This is a genomic window from [Flexibacter] sp. ATCC 35208 (assembly GCF_001975825.1).
Classification (GTDB): Bacteria; Bacteroidota; Bacteroidia; order Chitinophagales; family Chitinophagaceae; genus Chitinophaga.
In genome coordinates, this window is record NZ_MTKN01000029.1 from 79,835 (window position 1) to 97,452 (window position 17,618).

Here is a 17,618-nt window from a genome sequence, read left to right on the forward strand (position 1 = left end):
GGACTACCTATCTCCATTAGGTATCCGAATAAAACGCAGGATGTATCAAAAATAAATGAACCTCCTTAGAACTGCATAAATGCAAACCTGGCTCCATCAGGTATCCGAATGAAAAGAGCGTGTATCTTACTTTTGATACACGCTCCATTTTATTGAGAGAAAGTAAATTTAGTCAATTTACTTCGTACTTATATCTACCCACTTACCTGGCAGGAAGGCTTGTATGGTATTATCATACATCGCTTCACAATTCACAGCTGGCAGGTAATAATGCCCTAAGTAAGCTGCATTCAGCAATACATTGTATGTATGTGTTTTACCTTCTTCAATATTGAAATAAGTATACACCCTGTCGTCACGAATATCCATAAATGTAAACGGTGAATTATGGAAGGCGCTATCGCTTTCCAGCAGGCGTGTATTGATCACCTCCCACCCACTTGGGAAGATCTGTGTCAATGCCATCTGCTCATAATATCCACGCTTACCAGGGTTAGTGATCTTCACAGTCGCCATGAAGTCTGTACCCTGGCGAAGGTTCGTTACATCCAGCGGATGACCGTCACGGGTGCTATAAGTTACTGATAGCCCTAATACTTCAGGATTGTTTGGAACAGTAGGCTCCTGCCCTGCATCCGGACGACCCTGCAGGATCAGTCTTGCATACAGGATATTACCACCGGTGTTCTGCACACTCACATTACCAGCTGTAGTAGTAACAACCGGGATTTGTGTGATGTAAGAGGTAGCACTTACAGTGGTTGCTTTACCATTCAGCTTGTAAGTAAAGGTGGCTTTAGCGCCATTCTTGTTTGTACCGCAGAACTTCGCAATCGCAATCAATGTATAGGCAGTGGTCTGTGTGCTATAGTAATCATCTTTCGACATATCAGCAGCCAGTTCTTTCACCAGTTCATTGCCACGAGCTGTCTGACCTAAGGTCGTGAGTGTTTCCAGTATCATCGCTTTATCGCGGGTATCAGAGCCAAAGGTGCCACCTAATTGTTTATAAGGTTTCACACTGGTTGGTAAATTTCTGATCAGCATATTTGATACTTCCGGCTGACCAGCGAGTTTGTAAGCTGCTGCCAGTCTCCATTTTGCTGCATCAGAGAGATATGCGAACTCTTTCAGACGGTTCATCGCACCTAACTCAGGCACTTTGGCCAGTGCGAGCAGATACAGACGATATGCCTGTGTGAGATCGCCACCATAGAAGTTGGTACTGCGTGGTGTCCAGGATGCTGCTTTGTTACGTTGGTATTTCTTCCATTGGTCCAGCATGCTTGCAGGCAGTTCGTACCCTCTTGCCTGTGCTTCCAGCAGGAAGTGACCGGCATAGTTTGTACCCCACTCATCTGATTCTGCATTACCTGGCCAGTAAGCCAAACCACCGTCGGAGGTCTGGAAGCCTTTCAGTCTGTTGATCGCCGCTTTGATGTTGTGATCTGCATTGGCAGCTTCACTGCTCTTCAGGTCTACCAGCTGGTTCAGTACCAGTTGAGGGAATGCTGCAGAAGTAGTTTGTTCCACACAACCATGTGGATATTGTACCAGGTAATTCAGGCGTTTTGCCAGATTCATCGGAGGCACGGTAGAGATTTCCAATACACCGGTATTGGTGCCTGCCATACCTGCTGGTTTGTAATCGGCAGTCCAGCTTTGACCACCTGTTACAGTTCCATCCTGTACAGTGGTGATCAGTGGATTCGGATTACGTACTTCCAGTTCAGTTTGTTCTTCTGCTTTCGCAGCGCCGCTGGTAGCTGTTACTTTTACTTTGGCCACACCTACGGCAGCTTTCACTTTCACATCAAAGTATACCAGTTGTTCACCCGGTTGATTGAAGGTAACGGTCTTCGTGCTTTCACCCACCACTTGCAGCAGTGAGCTGGTAGCCAGTGTTACTTTCGCTGATTTGATATTGTTTTCCAGACCGAATACGGTAACTGGTAATTGAATGGTTTCAGAAGGACCTAATACCCGTGGCAGTGATGTGAGCAGCATCAATGGTTTCTTCACAGCTACTACTTTTTCAGCAGCACCGTATGCACCATCCTGACCCGCTACTACCATCGCTTTCACAGAACCAATGTATGGAGGCAGTTTGAAGTTGTGTGTTTTCTTTTCACCACCTTTCAGGGTGAATGGACCCATGTATAATACAACTGGTTTGAAGCGGTTTGCTTTTGCAGCGCCTGCATTTTTGTTCAGACCTTCGTCACCACCTATACTCAGAATGCGTTCCATATCGCCACCCCATGCACCGATCACATAGTCGAAGATATCCCAGGTTTTTACACCCAGTGCTTCTCTTGCATAGAAGGTACTATGTGGATCAGGTGTTTTGAAGCGGGTCAGATCCAGCAGACCTTCATCAACAATGGCGATGGTATAGGTCATAGATTTACCTTTGGCTTCAGATACGGTGATGCTGGCGTTCTGTTCAGGTTCCAGTTTATCGGCCATGGTGATCACCGGACTGAGGATGGTATTTGCATCTTCGATCGTCAGTGGTATTACGCCATACATGCGGATAGGCAGATCGTTCGCTGTTTGTGCATGTGGTTGCAGCAAACTAATGTTCACGTATATATTAGGCGCCATGGATTTGTCCACCTTGAAGCTGAAGGTCGTCTGTCCTTTCTTTGTATTTACCCAGAAGGATTTCAGCACCTTGCTGCCTGATTCAATGCTGATGAGGCCACGACCTCCTTCACTACTTGGAATGGTGAGGTTCACGTCTTCACCTACATTGTATTTACTCTTGTCAGAAGTGAACACGAGCATAGCAGCTTCAGAAGGATTTTCTTTCTGCACTCTTTCTGCCCAACCCGGGTAATCAATATATACTGACTTACCGGTGGTATGTCCGCTCTTCAGGTCTTTCACTCTTACGAGGTAACGGCCCCAGTCAGGAGAGTTGATCTGCAGGTCCCAGGTACCTTTACCATTATTGAGCGCGATAGTTTCTTTTTTCAATAGCTGGTTGTAACTATCCTGCGTAAAGTTGGTAAAGTCGTCTTCACCATCTTCATCCCACCACCAGCGCCAGCGAACTTTGTACAGTTCTACCTGCACACTGCTGGAACCACGCACCAGGTTACCATTGTTATCCACATTTACGATGCTGATATGGTGTGGCTGGTCTGTGAGCAACATTCCTGTAGTACGATCTCCTTCCGGCATGCGGATACCTGCATAGGTAGAGAACGGGTTGTATGGCATAGAGAAGTGGTCGATACTGAAATCGCCACCTGGCTCGAATACTTTGATTTCGAAGTTAGCTTTCAGCTGACCTGGAGCGATTTTGCCCAGTGGCAGGTTCACTTTTACAGGTGCGGTACCGTTCTCACTCAGGGCGCTTTCGAAGATGGTTTTATCTTCAGCTTCAAAGTGAGTGACAGGGTCGTCGAAGGTATAGCCGGCAAAGTTTTTAAAGCTGGTAGCCTGTTGGGTGAGCGATACATCGACTTTTGCTTTCAGGTGCTGGGCAGTAGCGCCAAACAACCATTGTGCACTCAGTGTACCTTCAGAAGCATCGTCTTTGGACAGGGTTGTTCTTGTACCAAAGTCCAGTTTTACTTTCAGCCTGTTGGGCTTTACAGTTTCAATGCGCAAATTTTTAGTAAAGAGGGCGCCTCCTACTTTTACCTTCGCCGTCCAGTTACCAGTAATGTCGTCAGGGTTGGTAGCGGTGATAAAGTTATAGAAGCCATTTACAGATTGCAGGGCGTTGATCCTTCTGTACAGCTGGCCTTTCGGATTGTAGAGTTCCAGTGTAACCGGGTGATCAGCTGGTAATTTCTGTTGTTTATCTTCCAGTATGAAGGTAAGGTACAGGGTATCGCCAGGGCGCCATACACCACGTTCACCGTAGAGGAAGCCTTTGATACCGCTTTGTACTTCTTCCCCTTTCACATCGAAACGGCCCAGGGGGAGGGAGTTACCATCGTCCAGTTTCAGGTAGCCTCTTTCGTCACCTTTCTTAGCGATCAGGAGGTAAGGTCTGCGTTTCAGATCGAAGTTTGCAAGACCATCGCCATCGCTCTTGGTTTTGAAGATTACCTGGTTCTGGTAGTCGAGCAGTTCCAGTTCTACACCCATTAATGGTTTAGTATCGCGGATGTCGGTAACGGCAATGAGCATGCTGTTGTCATTCCCTCTCTTGGCTGTCAGACCGATATTGGAAGAGAAAACGTTGCGGGATGCCCATCGGTCTTTGTTGTAATAAGAGTTAGAGCAGGCGTCGTCGCGGGTTTCCCAGTTATAACCGTATGGATAGTAGCTATCGTAACGGGACCAGAATTCATCGTCTTCGTCGATCTTTTCGCCATAGCCATCACTGTAATAGTCTTCTTCAGACTGTTCTTCTTTTTTGGTATCGTCGGTTTTAGCACCACAACCCATGAGGGAGTATGCTTTGCGGAAGCCGATGGTCACGCGGTAGATGGCGCCTGGTTCGGTGCGGAGCAGTTGATCCAGGTCGAGGAAGAAACGGTTACGTTTATGAAGATTGAGCGACTTGTCGGTATCGAGGCGGATGGTTTTTTCAACCACCGGACGACCTACGCGACGCAGATCCTGCGTACCATTCAGGTCATTCCTTTGCAGGTATTGCGGAATGTTGTTTTCGTAGATCTTGATGATGGTCACGTCTACGGCACTGAGGTTCACCGCTTCGAAGGGGAACACCAGTTTATTGCTTTCCGGGAGCACCACCCCTTTGCCGGGGATAGATACGGAAGGTTGAATATTTTCGAAATCGATATTGGCGGAGAAGCTCTGCAGTAGTTTCTCGTCATAACTGTTCAGTATACCCTCGTTGATCACAACGGAGAAGCTACCTTCCAGACGTTTAGGTGCGAATACTTTTACTTCACTGCCTTCGATGGTATAGCGCAGGTCGCTAACGCCGCTGATACCGATGAGGCCATCGAGGGTTTGGGCTACGCTAATGGGATCGGAGAATTGTACGAGAACGTATTGTTCAGGATCAATGATCGCTTTTACATCGAGTACTTTGAATTCACCGATGGCCGGTATTTCAAGTTGCTTTTTGCCTGATAGCTCAACTTTCAGCGGAGCGCCGTTCCATTCGAGGTCCAGGTTCCATCCATCCTGCGCACGGGTCAGGTTTTCGATGGTGAACTTAGATGTTCTTTCGGCAGCGTTGTGTTCCCATTTGATAGGGAAGGATTTGCTACCAGCGCGGGCGGTGACTACTTTTTCGATCTGTTGAGGATCTTCGGCATCAGCAGTGACGATGGCGCCGGTGTAGACCATTTTTTCGCGGGAGGTATTGCTGGCTGATTTAAGGCCAAAATCCTGCAGTTCGTACGATGGCTCCATGACACGGAATTCGAAGTCGAAAGAGCGAAGGGCTTTTTCTACATTGATCACTTTTCCGAGTCTGAAAGTAGCGGTGTAGGTTTTGCCGGGAGTCAGGTTGGCATCCGGACGAAACTCAATTGTAGTGGCGTCTACCCAATAGGCCTTACCCTTGATGGACGGGCTGAAATCGAAGAGTTCTTCGGTGACAGGCTCATTTTGGGTGTGGGTAACGTTTACATTGCTGGATAACTGTACCCTGATAGTACTTTGTTTGGAAATTACACCGGCGGTATAGGCATCGATGTATTTTGCCAGTTCAGGGTTCATTGCTTTTCTGGATTGTTTGCAAGCTGAAAAACATGACATTAACAGACAGAAAATACCAGTAAGTATGGCAATATTTCTTTTGGGATGCATGTGGATAAATGCTGGTTTAAGATATAAAGGTATGTTAAAATATATTTTAATAATTAATATGGTGGAGCCGGGGTTGGGTTTACGATCTGATTACGAACATATAGGTCACATATATAGTTATATAGTCCTCCCCTTTTTCCGGCCTTTGGATATTCGTGGCTATTCCCGGAAGCTGTTCCGGGTAGTGGCTTACGAAGGTGATTGTCAGGTTCAATGTATCCATGACAACTGGTCCAAGGCTCGTCAAAGATAAGGAAAGGAGTGTCTTTAACCAGCCATCTTGCCAATAAAACTCATTTTGAAGGCGTGAATAGGGCTTTTTTAGGACTGATAACAATCATCACATTTATTAAATTTGTCAGCATGATACAGTGGTTTACCAAATATTTTGAGGAATTAACGAATAGCGAGTTATATGCCATAATGCAGATACGTTTCAATGTCTTTATCATAGAGCAGAACTGTATGGCGGAAGACCTGGATGATTATGACCAGAAAGCCCTGCATCTGTATGGGATAGAAAACGATAAGGTCGTGGCGTATACCAGGATCTTTGGTCCGGGAAAGAAATATGAGCAGGCGGCGTTTGGCAGGGTGCTAACGGCGAAGGAGGCACGGGGCAAGGGAGTTGGAAAGGAGTTGATGAAGCGTACGCTCGACGTGATAGCAGCACATTATGGCAAGGTGCCGGTGAAGATCAGTGCACAGTCGTACCTGCTGAAGTTTTATAGTGAATTAGGGTTTGAGCAGGTGAGTGAGGAATATGATGATCATGGGTTGCCGCATATTGATATGATACGGCATTAAATAAGGGGGGAATCACTTCCCCCTTATTTCTTTTTATCTTTCGGTACGTGTACCTTGACTTTATACATCGGAATCATATAAGACACGGTGTAGGTCATATCGAACTGTGACCGCTTCGACCCGCTTCCAAATCCTGGAATTACGATAGGTGGAAATGCTTTGCTGGCACTACTGTGGATCATAATTTTCTCTCGCACCCCCCATCCCAGGAACAGATTTTTTGCTGCTTCTACTCTCAGACCAAATACCAGCTCAATCCAGTGGGCAGTCATACTTGTTTTTGGATAGCTCCCCTGGGTAGATGCATCCCAGTAATCACTGGTGATGAGGTAAGTAGGTACTTCGTAGGTATTATGTGCAAAACCATAGCGGATACCTCCGTAGAGCATATTCTGTTCTGTGGTTTCTGTTTTTTTCATGAAGTCGTAGTCGATACCGATGGTGCTGTAGATACCGCTTCCTTTGTAGGTGTAGTTGGAATCGCTGTGAGAAGTGCGGTTCCAGCCGGTTTCGATGGCGCCATAGATCTTTTGGCCAAGGCGCACATCGGCTTGAACGGTAATGTCGGTTCTATATGGTTGAAAATACAGCAGGGCAAAACGGCTGATGTCCAGACCGATGCGGATACCTGCGTTAGAGAGGTAGGTGCTGTCTTCGATTTTTGCAACAATTGGTTTGCCTTTCGGGGCAATAGAGTCTTTGCCTGATTTGGTTTTCAGTGCAACAGAGTCCTTGCCTGATTTAGTCTTCAGGATAACGGTATCATTGGCGGCTTTGATTTTCAGCGCGTTTGATAACGGTCTGTGAGTCGTATCCTTTACAGTCGCCGGAATGGTATCCTTCTTCACCTGTGCCTGCGCGGCGACCGCGAAGAGACTAATAAATAAAGAATAAAGAAATGTTCGTTGTATTATCACTTGTTACCTCCCGGTTATTTATATGTAAAGAGTCGATGGTATGGTAGGTGGTTATCACCGTATCCAGTGTGGAGAAAGTGGCGAAGCCGCAACCAGCAGATACAAAGTGCGGGGTGCGTGTATACCTGAAGGTCAGGGTATCTGCCACGGCGGTGGAGTCCAGTTTCAGGTAGTAACGACAGGTATCGTGCAGCGGGTCGAGTTCGAAATATACACTGGATCTGGCTTGCTGACTGATGAGGGTGTCCTTGTCAAGGGCACACACCGTCACTTTGGGCCAGGTGGTGTCTTTGTTGATGTACCCATCCAGGGAGTCTTTTTTAAAGTTAATACCAAGGTCTGCGAGCAAGGTTTGGTCACAGGTCTTGGTTTCATCCTCACAAGCCGCAAATACTGCTATGAGTAGAAGGGCTATAATGCCGGGAATATATTTCATGCCTATTGGTTATAACAATTCTGGAGGCGAAGATAATGACTTAGAGGGTAGAATCTGTTGTACCTGGAAACAAAAAATCGCTTTTGTCATAGACAAAAGCGATTTTTTAGGGAGATATATTTTAGCCTGCGGCGAGTGATAACTGATTGTATTTTAGCCTGCGGGCTGCTTTGAAACTATCTTTTTAGCTCCTGCTTCAGGAACTTCGCCGTATGGCTTTCTTTACATTCACTCACCTGTTCCGGTGTACCGGTACATAATATTGTACCTCCACCAGCGCCACCTTCAGGTCCGAGATCAATAATATGATCCGCCATCTTGATCACATCCAGGTTATGTTCGATCACCAGCACGGTATTTCCTCTATCTACCAGTTTGTTCAGCACATTCAGCAACAGCTGGATATCCTGGAAGTGCAGACCGGTAGTAGGTTCGTCTAAGATATAAATAGTCTTTCCGGTATCTTTTTTAGATAGTTCAGTCGCCAGTTTTACACGTTGGGCCTCACCACCTGACAGGGTCACGGCTGATTGTCCCAATGTGATATATCCCAGTCCTACATCTTGTAATGTCTTGATTTTCCGGTAGATATAAGTTACGGGCTGGAAGAACTCCACTGCCTCATCGACCGTCATATCCAGTACATCGGAGATAGATTTGCCTTTGTACCTGATTTCCAGTGTTTCACGATTGTACCGGCGGCCGTTACATTTCTCACAATGCACGTATACATCAGGGAGGAAGTTCATTTCAATGACTCTCATCCCCCCTCCTTCACAAACATCACAGCGACCGCTTTTCACATTGAAGGAGAATCGACCTGCATTATAGCCCCGGATCTTGGCTTCCGGCACCTGGGAAAACAGGGTACGGATGTCCGTAAAGAACCCGCAATAAGTAGCCGGGTTACTACGGGGGGTACGACCGATTGGGGACTGGTCGATTTCGATGACTTTGTCTAAATTTTCCAGGCCTTTGATGCTTTTGTAAGGCATCGGGTCTTGCTTGGAATCGTAGGCGTGCTGACTCAGAATAGGGTACAGCGTTTCGTTGATGAGGGTAGACTTACCACTACCAGATACCCCTGTTACACAGATAAAGGTACCTAGCGGGAGTTTCACGCTCACGTTCTTTAGGTTATTGCCGGTGGCGCCTTTTAGTTCCAGTGATTTCCCGTTACCCTTGCGTCTTTCGGAGGGGATGGTCCCTGCCTGTTTACCATTCAGGTAGCCGGCGGTGGGGGTATCGAGTAGCAGGATCTGGCCAGGCGTACCCTGGGCGATGATGCGGCCACCGTGTACACCGGCACCTGGGCCAACGTCGATGAGGTGGTCGGCATGGAGCATGATATCTTTATCGTGCTCCACCACGATCACGGTGTTGCCCATTTCGCGAAGGTTGCGGAGGGCGTCGATGAGTTGCATGTTATCACGCTGGTGAAGCCCAATGCTGGGTTCATCCAGGATATAAGTGATACCCATTAGTTGGGAGCCGATCTGGGTGGCGAGGCGGATACGCTGGCTTTCACCACCGCTCAGCGTGCGGGTAGCACGGTTGAGGGTGAGATAAGTAAGACCTACGTTGAGCAGGAAGCCTAGTCTTTCCCTGATTTCTTTGAGGATATCTTTGGCGATGGTATTTTGTTTCTTGTCCAGTCGCTTTTCGATGTCCTTGAACCAGACGGCCAGTTTATCCAGGTCCATGTTCCCCAGTTCGGAGATATTTTTCTCATCTACCTTGAAGAAGAGGCTTTCCTTTTTGAGGCGGGAGCCGTTACATTCAGGGCAGGTATGTAGTTTCATGAAGCTTTCGGCCCAGTTGCGTACAGCGTCTGAAGAAGTGTCGTTGAAGTAACGGCGAACGGTGTTGATCACCCCTTCGAAGTCAGAGTTGTAGGCGTTTTCGCCATTATCCCCGAATTCCATGTCCATTTCCAGGCTACCATTTTCATCTCCGAATAGGAGGAGGTTCAATGTTTTCTGGGGCAGGTTGCCGATGGGGGCAGTCAGGGAGAATTTATTCTTTTTGGCGAGTTGTTGTACCTGTTTAAAGGTGAAGGTATCTCTGGCTTCGCCGAGTGGGGCGAGGCCACCGTCATTGATAGAGACGTTGTGATCGGGGATCACGGCGTCCATATCTATCTGGTAGATGGTGCCGAGGCCTTTACAACGGGGGCAGGCGCCATATGGAGAGTTAAAGGAGAATGTGTTTGGAGAGGGCTCTTCGTAGGAGAGGCCGGTATCTTCACACATGAGTTGTTTAGAGTACTGGCTGACTTTGTTGGTGTCATTGTCCATGATGAAGAGGAGGCCTTTCCCCATCTGCAGGGCTTTTTGAATGCTCTGGCTGATGCGGGTGCGGGCGTCGTCCTGCACTTGTACCCTGTCAACTACCAGTTCGATGTCGTGGATTTTGTAACGATCCACCTGCATCCTTTCTTTCAGGTCGAGGATTTCTCCGTTCACGCGCACTTTGAGGTAGCCCTGTTTGCGGAGCTGTTCGAAGAGTTCGCGGTAGTGGCCTTTACGCCCACGGATGAGGGGGGCGAGGATGACGAGTTTCTTTTTTGGGTAGTTTTTAAATACGTGGTCCATGATTTCCTCTTCGGAGAAGCGGGTCATGCGTTTACCACTATTATAGGAGTATGCGATACCTACGCGTGCGTAGAGCAGGCGGAGGAAGTCATAAATTTCGGTGATGGTCCCTACGGTAGAGCGGGGATTTTTGTTGGTAGTTTTTTGTTCGATGGAGATAACCGGGGATAAGCCGGTGATTTTATCAACATCGGGGCGTTCCATATCGCCTATGAACTGGCGTGCGTAGGCAGAAAAGCTTTCCATGTATCGGCGTTGGCCTTCTGCGTAGATGGTATCGAATGCCAGGGAGGATTTTCCGCTGCCACTGATGCCGGTAATGACAACCAGTTTATTTTTAGGTAATGTGAGGTCCAGGTTTTTGAGATTGTGAACCCGGGCGCCAAACACAGCTATTTGATCATCTGCCGTAGCCGGTGTGAGGACCGGCGTTGTTGCATTCTCTTTCTTCTTTGCCATATTTGATTAGCGAGTCACCATGGTATGAAGCATGGTGTTTATTTTAATACTAAGCTACGTCAAAAATGGTGATTTTGCTAAAAATTTTAGTGAAGAGGTTGGAGCGTTAGTAAAGATTCGGTGGAGATTCGATAGCGATTCGGTACCAAAAGAGGACTAGAAGGGCACTTGTATATCGAAGGGATAATGAGGTGACCTTTTCGTGGTCTTTTGGTAGGCGGTTGGTGGCGAAGATATAGCGTAGTCGAAGAAGCGTCGAACTAGCGTCGAAGAAGCGTCGAACAACACTCGAACAACGTTCGAACAGCATTCGAAGGGCACTCGAAGAACATTCGAACAGCATTCGAAGAAAGGGGGAATCAGGGGGGACATAAAAAAAAAGGCCGCATCTTGTGGATGCAGCCTTTCTATACATTATATATACGTCAATTACGCTTTGTATTTCTTAAACACTACGATCGCGTTGTGACCACCGAAGCCGAAAGTATTACTCATGGCTACATTCACTTCGCGTTCCTGTGCCTTACCGATAGTCAGGTTCAGGTCGGTTGGGATACCTTCACCCAGGGTAGTGGTATTGATGGTAGGCGGAATCAGGTTATGCAGGGTTGCCTTGATACTTGCGATAGCTTCGATAGCACCGGCAGCACCGAGCAGGTGACCTGTCATAGATTTGGTTGCGCTGATGTTCAGTTTGGTAACGTGATCACCGAATACGCCGATGATACCTTTCAGTTCGCTTGCATCACCGAGAGGGGTAGAAGTAGCGTGTGCGTTGATATAATCAACATCCTGAGGTGTCAGTTCAGCATCTTCGAGGGCACGGGTCATACCCAGGCGTGCGCCCAGACCTTCAGGGTGGGTAGCAGTCAGGTGGTAAGCATCAGCACTCATTGCGCCACCTACCATTTCAGCGTAGATCCTGGCGCCTCTTGCGATAGCGTGCTCATATTCTTCGAGGATGATAGCGCCAGCGCCTTCGCCCATTACGAAACCATCGCGGTCAGCGTCGAAAGGACGTGAAGCGGAGGTAGGATCGTCATTGCGGGTAGAGAGGGCTTTCAACGCATTGAAACCTGCGATACCAGCGCGGGTAACAGGGGCTTCGGAACCACCGGCTACGATTGCGTTGGCTTTACCAAGGCGGATAAAGTTGAAGGCGTCGACCAGGGCACTGGTGGAAGAAGCACAAGCAGATACTGTACAATAGTTTACGCCCATGAACCCATATTTCATGGAGATCTGGCCGGCAGCGATGTCGGAGATCAGCTTGGGAATGAAGAACGGATTGAACTTAGGTACGAAGTTGGCCTGAGTGAATTCTACGATCTGGTCTTCGAAGGTTTGCATACCGCCGTTACCAGAAGCCCAGATTACACCGACCATAGTTTTGTCAACACCTTCCTTGTTCAGGCCGGCGTCTTCAACAGCCTCCTGAGCGGCCACCATTGCGTACTGGGTAAACATGTCCATTTTACGGGCATCTTTCTTATCCATGTACTTTTCTATGTCAAAACCTTTCAGTTCGCATGCGAATTTGGTTTTAAACTCTGTAGTATCGAATCGTGTAATAGGACCGGCACCGCTGGTCCCTGTTTTAAGGCTATTCCAGAAAGTGTTTACATCATTTCCGATAGGCGTCAAGGCCCCAAGCCCGGTAACCACAACCCTTTTTAACGTAACAGTGCGCATATTGCTTTGAACTTTAAAATCGAAAGTTAGAGCGCAAATTTAGGCACTTATTCTTATGATTACGCATAATCATAAGAATTATATAATATAATGGGGAAAGAATGGGGGAAAGTCAGGGGGTGGGAGGCGGCGGATGGCCTCCCGTAGTGAGTTTGTTGGGAATGATTTGATAAAAATTTGTAGGTGGGATGATGAATATCAGGCGGTTCAGGTCGGTATAATAGATGCTTTTAGAGTGGTTATTACCAGATTTGGGATAATGTGGCACTCCTTATTTAGCTTCTTTTTAAGCAACCGCTACCGTTGTGACCGGCAATGTTGCCAGGTCTATTTTCTTTGTCCGCAGTCTCAAAAAAGCCATGATTTCCTCATCCGAGTTAAACCGGTTCCCAATATTTACAAAGTGTTTTGCCAGCAGGTCATACCTCTTCCCCATCAACCACAGCCATACATGCAGAAAGTGGATGCCATCAAATACAATGGCTTCGTTCTCAATATATTCATGTAGTGTTTGTTTGAAATAAAGAGGATGTTCTGTCCAGTGCATATTGGGTTTGATGTGATGGCTGATGTGGTAGCCATCGTTCCAGCACTTGTGGTTATACTTGGTATTAATACAGGTAATGCTGTTTTTATAAGCATTATCCGGATCCAGCGCGCAAATGAAGGCATGCTGTGCCCAGTTACCCACCATCATAATAATCCTGGAAATCACAAATGGCAGGATGAAGACCACCAAAGTAGCCGGCAAGTTTACAAAAGACAATCCTACACACATTAGTATATACAATATCTCCCCTCTTACAGAGCGAATCAGCAGTTTTTTCCGGTGCTTTCTAACGAAATACCTGGCCAGGTTTATCACGCCTGTAAAGAAAAAGCTACCCAGGTAACGGCTAAATCCCCGGACAGAGTCACGCTGAAATGGCATGGTACAACTCTCATCATCCGGCATATTATTTTCCGGATGGTGCATACCGATGTGATGGCTATAGTATGTTTCAGGTGTCTGGCCAAAGAGGGGGCCGATTACCCATGGGAGGTAGTGATTGAGTAGTTGATATTTTTTAACGAAAAACACCCGGTGACTGGTACAGTGGAGCATGAGGCCAAAAGGGCCTTTATACCTGAAGTTGTTCAAAAAGGTAAAAGCGGCGGCAGCTATCCACCACAGGAATGTCGGTAATGGCAGAAATAATAAGATGGCCAGTGGCAGGAGGGTGAGGGTAAGTTCGATGGTGAGGTAGAGAAATGGAAGGTCGCGTTCGTCACGGATCATCGATTTCAGGAATTTTTTGGATTTCGAATCTGGCTTTGTTGACTTTGTGTAAACTGGGTCAGTAAGTACGTCAGTGAATACTTTCATCAGTTGTAGGTTTTTTAGTAAGTCGTTGGCGGAATCAGTTCGCAATTGATATTAACAAGATAAAGTATTAATCCGGGATAAAGATGGGGGGATGATTAATTGTGAATTTTATAACGAATGAAGAATTTTCTAAATTTTTTTAATTGCTTTTGGAGAATTAAGAATTATTATTATTTTTGCAACCCCTAACGGGGAAGTTTCGGTGAGATGCCTGAGTGGCCGAAAGGAACGGTTTGCTAAACCGTCGTACGGGTCAAACTGTACCGAGGGTTCGAATCCCTCTCTCACCGCTAAGAGGGACAAATCATCACAAGTATGATTTGTCCCTTTTTCTTTGCCTGATAGTTTCCTTTGCAGGTGCGCCACTTTAAAACAAAAAGTAGGTAATCAGATTGTTAGTGGGTTCGAAATTAGTACCTACGTATAGAATTACCTGAATATCCTGAACTATAAGTTTTAACTCCTCCTACATATTATATAAATTACCATACTGTATTTTGTAACCTAAAAGCACTACTCATTATGTCTGCCCTTGTCCACTTCCGATCAATGATTTATTCTATTTTTTTTTGACGTTTAAAAAACTCAATTCGTTTCTTATACTCCGTTTCACTTTGTTGCTTTGTCCTAGAGTCCCAATTTGTTCTCTTTTGATCTATTGAAATAGCCAAAGTAGCACAGTCAATCGCTTCTTCATATTTCTTTTGTATTTCCAGTATGTCAACTTTTTGTCTGTAGTACCAGGATTCCCTCTTCATTGCAATTGCCTTGTCAATGAGTACCACCGCTCGATCTAAATTCTTGTTTAGGTAGTAATAGTACTCTGCAGCCTCCGCGTATTCGTCTGAATTTCGTGACTTATCTGTCAACAGATATTGTTGAATAAAATCATTGACTAGTTTGTCTGATTCTGTTTTTACTTGGAATGAAATCTGGGTATTCTCCCACGAAAGGTAGACGATGGCATTGTTCGGTACTATGTCGATGTCTATGGTTAGTGATTCGTAGTATCGATCTGTCGGGTGTGCCTTTACTTTGAATCGAATTATATCTTTTGTCGCGTCATACCAAGTTACTCCGTAAAGAGTCGTGTCCTTATTCAATATCACAGTCCATTCGCTGGTGCCTGGAATAGTTAAGATTGAGTAAGTCCCTTTGTTTATGTTTTTATTGCCGATAACAACAGCCTTACTGAATCCAATCTTTGTACAATTTCCTGCACCAGTTCTCCACAATTTGTCGTACTTGACTAATTCGCCAAATACTTTGCGCCCTCGAGCCGCTGGTCTCTCGTAGTCTACTGAAATGTTTGTTAGTCCAATCTTTTGCTCAATTCTTCCTTTCGGACTTAGACTAGGAAAGATTGTTTGCGAAAAAGAAACAAATGTCACAGTTAGAAAAAATATAATTAAAAGTGTCCTCATTTTTAGTCTTTTTCGATACCACAATCTCGGACAGCACCTTGCCCATAACATTTTATTTCCGTTATTATACACTACTTCCATAAGAAAACAATTTTTGCAAGCAATTATTTTTAACTATTGTTCAATATTATCAACTAATTACATAGAGAAATCTCAAGATAGTTTGCTCGTTGTTTCGGCAAATGCGTTAGTTATAATTACAATCTTTGCCTAAATAATAAACAAAATGGTTCAAAAGTTGTCCCTCTTTTTAAACAGAAGGCAATCAAGACTCCATTGGCCTGAACCTGCAAAAAAGAATGTCGCAAATAATAATAGCAATAAGAACGGCAATGTCTCTTCCCCTAAAATCTTTGCGTTTCCCATTATAAAAGTTATGACTGACATGTTTATAACCAACAGAATAGATATAACCCTTGTAAATAGCCCAAGAATCAGGAAAATTCCCCCCAATAATTCTGTTGTTTTCCCAACATAGGCCATGAACGAGGGAAGAGGAAAGTGGATATCTTTTAACCATGCTGTATTCCCCTGCATGTGGTCCTTGCTGAAAACTTCCAATCCGTATTTCATTATAATAATGCCGGTAATCGCCCTGAGAATAACAAGCCATTTATCAAGGTAGAGGCTTGAAGTAAATAGTTTTCTGATCATAAGTTAATGTTTAAAATAATTTTGATAAGGCAAACCTAATCTACCTGATTTTGAAACCCAGAAACTAACTGTAAAAAAGTGTAACTTGTAATGTAAAATCTTTGTAAACATGCATTCACGGATGTTTTTACTAATTGTAATCATCGTTGTCCTTGCTACAGTTTTGGGTTTTATTAATATGAGAATGTCTACTTCTTTTGATGAAGCAAAGAAAATAATTCTCTTCCGACAGGTAGGGCATGAGTTATTGCTATCTGCCGGTGACTCTTCCTCACGGGTACTTCCTATCCGCAGAATCTCAAATAAAGAATATCGGCTTGATTTCGAAAATGTTTTTGCTCTTGTGCCGGATTCTCTGGTCGATATTATTAGTCGTATTATGAAGAGAGGTTCATTTCCTCCTGAGTATCTTGTGAATGTTATCGAAAATAGAAGTAATCAGGTGGTTTACGGTTTTTCAGTTGCAGAACAGGATAATAACATTATTCCCTGTACAGGAAGAACATTACCTAAAGGGCGTTACTCAATTAATATCTTAATACCTGTTACTTCGTTATCTGCCATTGTTAGATGGAGATATATTTTACCTTTTTCCGGTCTGTGTTTGGGCCTTGTACTTATCACCATTGGGTTATTCCAACGAAATGTTAAAAAGACGACAATTAAACCTGAAAACATTGAAACATCTGTGGAATCCATAAGTATTGGTAAATATCTATTTTACCCCGACAAAAAATTGCTGATAATAGGACAGGAGCAAATGGAACTAACAGCAAAAGAGTCAAAACTGCTAGGCATATTTACGCGCGATCAGAATCAGCTTATTGATCGGAATAAATTATTGAAAGAAGGATGGGAGGATGAAGGGGTTATCACTGGGCGGAGTTTGGATATGTATGTATCTAAACTAAGGAAAAAATTACAAAAAGATCCTGATATAAGTATAATTAATATACATGGGAAAGGTTACCGGTTAAGTAATATGTATAGTTGCCGCCCCCTGATCTACCGATATAACTTTCTTAAAAAGTTTATAATGTAATTCAAATTTTCAACAAAAAGGTTCCGGGTAGAGCGGGTCGTTACCTCCCCGCTCCCCCACAGACCCGTGCGAGCAGATTTCCTTCACACGGTTCCTCTATTTACGGCTTCGCTATGAGGATGCTAAGACTGCCTTCATCCTTCTCTTTACCTTCAATTTCTCTCGGTTCAGATACCTCTCGATATCGCCTTTTCTTTGCGCATAACAAGGTGACGATATATACCCTGCAAGCTTGGATTATTCTTGTTCGGTCAATCCATTATAACCGGCTTTCGTTTGGAGACGTTAGGCTCTCCTGTGTTCCCGTATTACCCCTGTCTGCCTTTGATATGTTCTCAGACCCCGGTCGAATCGCTCCCACTCGTCAATAACGCAGGTTAGATGTTGCTTTAGCATTTCAAACAACTAAAGCTTCAACGTTGAGGACAGTTTCGAGGCTCAATGGCATACCGTCAGCAGTCGCTGTCTACGCTTCG

Annotated in this window: 10 protein-coding genes and 1 tRNA gene; 3 read left to right on the forward strand and 8 right to left on the reverse strand. The window is 45.3% G+C overall.

Going from position 1 to position 17,618, the window contains the following annotated elements; translation table 11 throughout:
- Positions 1 to 177 precede the first annotated feature (177 nt).
- A complete protein-coding gene (locus BW716_RS18925) occupies positions 178 to 5,661 on the reverse strand; it encodes an Ig-like domain-containing alpha-2-macroglobulin family protein (protein WP_235643873.1) in 5,484 nt (1,827 codons plus the stop codon).
- A 453-nt stretch (positions 5,662 to 6,114) separates the two neighbouring features.
- On the opposite strand from BW716_RS18925, the gene BW716_RS18930 reads away from it, so the two are divergent.
- Positions 6,115 to 6,558 (forward strand): GNAT family N-acetyltransferase, encoded by a 444-nt coding sequence (locus tag BW716_RS18930; RefSeq protein WP_083724844.1) that lies wholly within the window; start codon positions 6,115 to 6,117, stop codon positions 6,556 to 6,558.
- A 23-nt stretch (positions 6,559 to 6,581) separates the two neighbouring features.
- On the opposite strand, the gene BW716_RS18935 is transcribed toward BW716_RS18930, so the two are convergent.
- The 5 genes from BW716_RS18935 to BW716_RS18955 all read right to left on the reverse strand — a co-directional run bounded on the left by BW716_RS18935 (position 6,582) and on the right by BW716_RS18955 (position 14,022).
- Positions 6,582 to 7,475, reverse strand: a complete 894-nt coding sequence (locus BW716_RS18935) for a DUF6048 family protein (RefSeq protein ID WP_143708902.1) — start codon at positions 7,473 to 7,475, stop codon at positions 6,582 to 6,584.
- Positions 7,435 to 7,911 (reverse strand): DUF6452 family protein, encoded by a 477-nt coding sequence (locus BW716_RS18940; RefSeq protein WP_083724848.1) that lies wholly within the window; start codon positions 7,909 to 7,911, stop codon positions 7,435 to 7,437. The genes BW716_RS18935 and BW716_RS18940 overlap by 41 nt, the downstream gene beginning before the upstream one ends.
- Positions 7,912 to 8,087: 176 nt before the next feature.
- Positions 8,088 to 10,964 carry an excinuclease ABC subunit UvrA gene (gene uvrA / locus BW716_RS18945; RefSeq protein WP_083724850.1) on the reverse strand — a complete coding sequence of 959 codons (2,877 nt, stop codon included), beginning with the start codon at positions 10,962 to 10,964 and terminating at the stop codon, positions 8,088 to 8,090.
- Positions 10,965 to 11,393: 429 nt separating this feature from the next.
- Positions 11,394 to 12,656, reverse strand: a complete 1,263-nt coding sequence (gene fabF, locus BW716_RS18950) for a beta-ketoacyl-ACP synthase II (protein WP_083724852.1) — start codon at positions 12,654 to 12,656, stop codon at positions 11,394 to 11,396.
- A 286-nt stretch (positions 12,657 to 12,942) separates the two neighbouring features.
- Positions 12,943 to 14,022 (reverse strand): fatty acid desaturase, encoded by a 1,080-nt coding sequence (locus BW716_RS18955; protein WP_083724854.1) that lies wholly within the window; start codon positions 14,020 to 14,022, stop codon positions 12,943 to 12,945.
- Positions 14,023 to 14,223: 201 nt separating this feature from the next.
- Here BW716_RS18955 and BW716_RS18960 point away from each other — a divergent pair.
- Positions 14,224 to 14,312 (forward strand) — tRNA-Ser (locus BW716_RS18960).
- Between the two features lie 264 nt (positions 14,313 to 14,576).
- Here the strand turns inward: BW716_RS18960 and BW716_RS18965 are convergent.
- Both BW716_RS18965 and BW716_RS18970 read right to left on the reverse strand, forming a co-directional pair.
- Positions 14,577 to 15,527 (reverse strand): DUF2911 domain-containing protein, encoded by a 951-nt coding sequence (locus tag BW716_RS18965; protein ID WP_083724856.1) that lies wholly within the window; start codon positions 15,525 to 15,527, stop codon positions 14,577 to 14,579.
- A gap of 150 nt (positions 15,528 to 15,677) precedes the next feature.
- Complete coding sequence (locus tag BW716_RS18970; RefSeq protein ID WP_083724858.1) at positions 15,678 to 16,100, reverse strand: DoxX family protein; 423 nt, start codon at positions 16,098 to 16,100, stop codon at positions 15,678 to 15,680.
- A 109-nt stretch (positions 16,101 to 16,209) separates the two neighbouring features.
- Here BW716_RS18970 and BW716_RS18975 point away from each other — a divergent pair, with 109 nt between their 5' ends.
- Positions 16,210 to 17,142: a winged helix-turn-helix domain-containing protein gene (locus tag BW716_RS18975; RefSeq protein WP_083724860.1), complete on the forward strand. Its 933-nt coding sequence runs from the start codon at positions 16,210 to 16,212 to the stop codon at positions 17,140 to 17,142.
- The last annotated feature ends 476 nt before the right edge of the window (positions 17,143 to 17,618 follow it).

What these genes read in the sequence shown, in the direction of transcription:
- BW716_RS18925 (WP_235643873.1), bottom strand. Translation starts at nt 5,661, where the DNA reads ATGAACCCTGAACTGGCAAAATACATCGATGCCTATACCGCCGGTGTA.
- BW716_RS18930 (WP_083724844.1), top strand. Translation starts at nt 6,115, where the DNA reads ATGATACAGTGGTTTACCAAATATTTTGAGGAATTAACGAATAGCGAG.
- BW716_RS18940 (WP_083724848.1), bottom strand. Translation starts at nt 7,911, where the DNA reads ATGAAATATATTCCCGGCATTATAGCCCTTCTACTCATAGCAGTATTT.
- uvrA (WP_083724850.1), bottom strand. Translation starts at nt 10,964, where the DNA reads ATGGCAAAGAAGAAAGAGAATGCAACAACGCCGGTCCTCACACCGGCT.
- fabF (WP_083724852.1), bottom strand. Translation starts at nt 12,656, where the DNA reads ATGCGCACTGTTACGTTAAAAAGGGTTGTGGTTACCGGGCTTGGGGCC.
- BW716_RS18955 (WP_083724854.1), bottom strand. Translation starts at nt 14,022, where the DNA reads ATGAAAGTATTCACTGACGTACTTACTGACCCAGTTTACACAAAGTCA.
- BW716_RS18965 (WP_083724856.1), bottom strand. Translation starts at nt 15,527, where the DNA reads ATGGAAGTAGTGTATAATAACGGAAATAAAATGTTATGGGCAAGGTGC.
- BW716_RS18970 (WP_083724858.1), bottom strand. Translation starts at nt 16,100, where the DNA reads ATGATCAGAAAACTATTTACTTCAAGCCTCTACCTTGATAAATGGCTT.
- BW716_RS18975 (WP_083724860.1), top strand. Translation starts at nt 16,210, where the DNA reads ATGCATTCACGGATGTTTTTACTAATTGTAATCATCGTTGTCCTTGCT.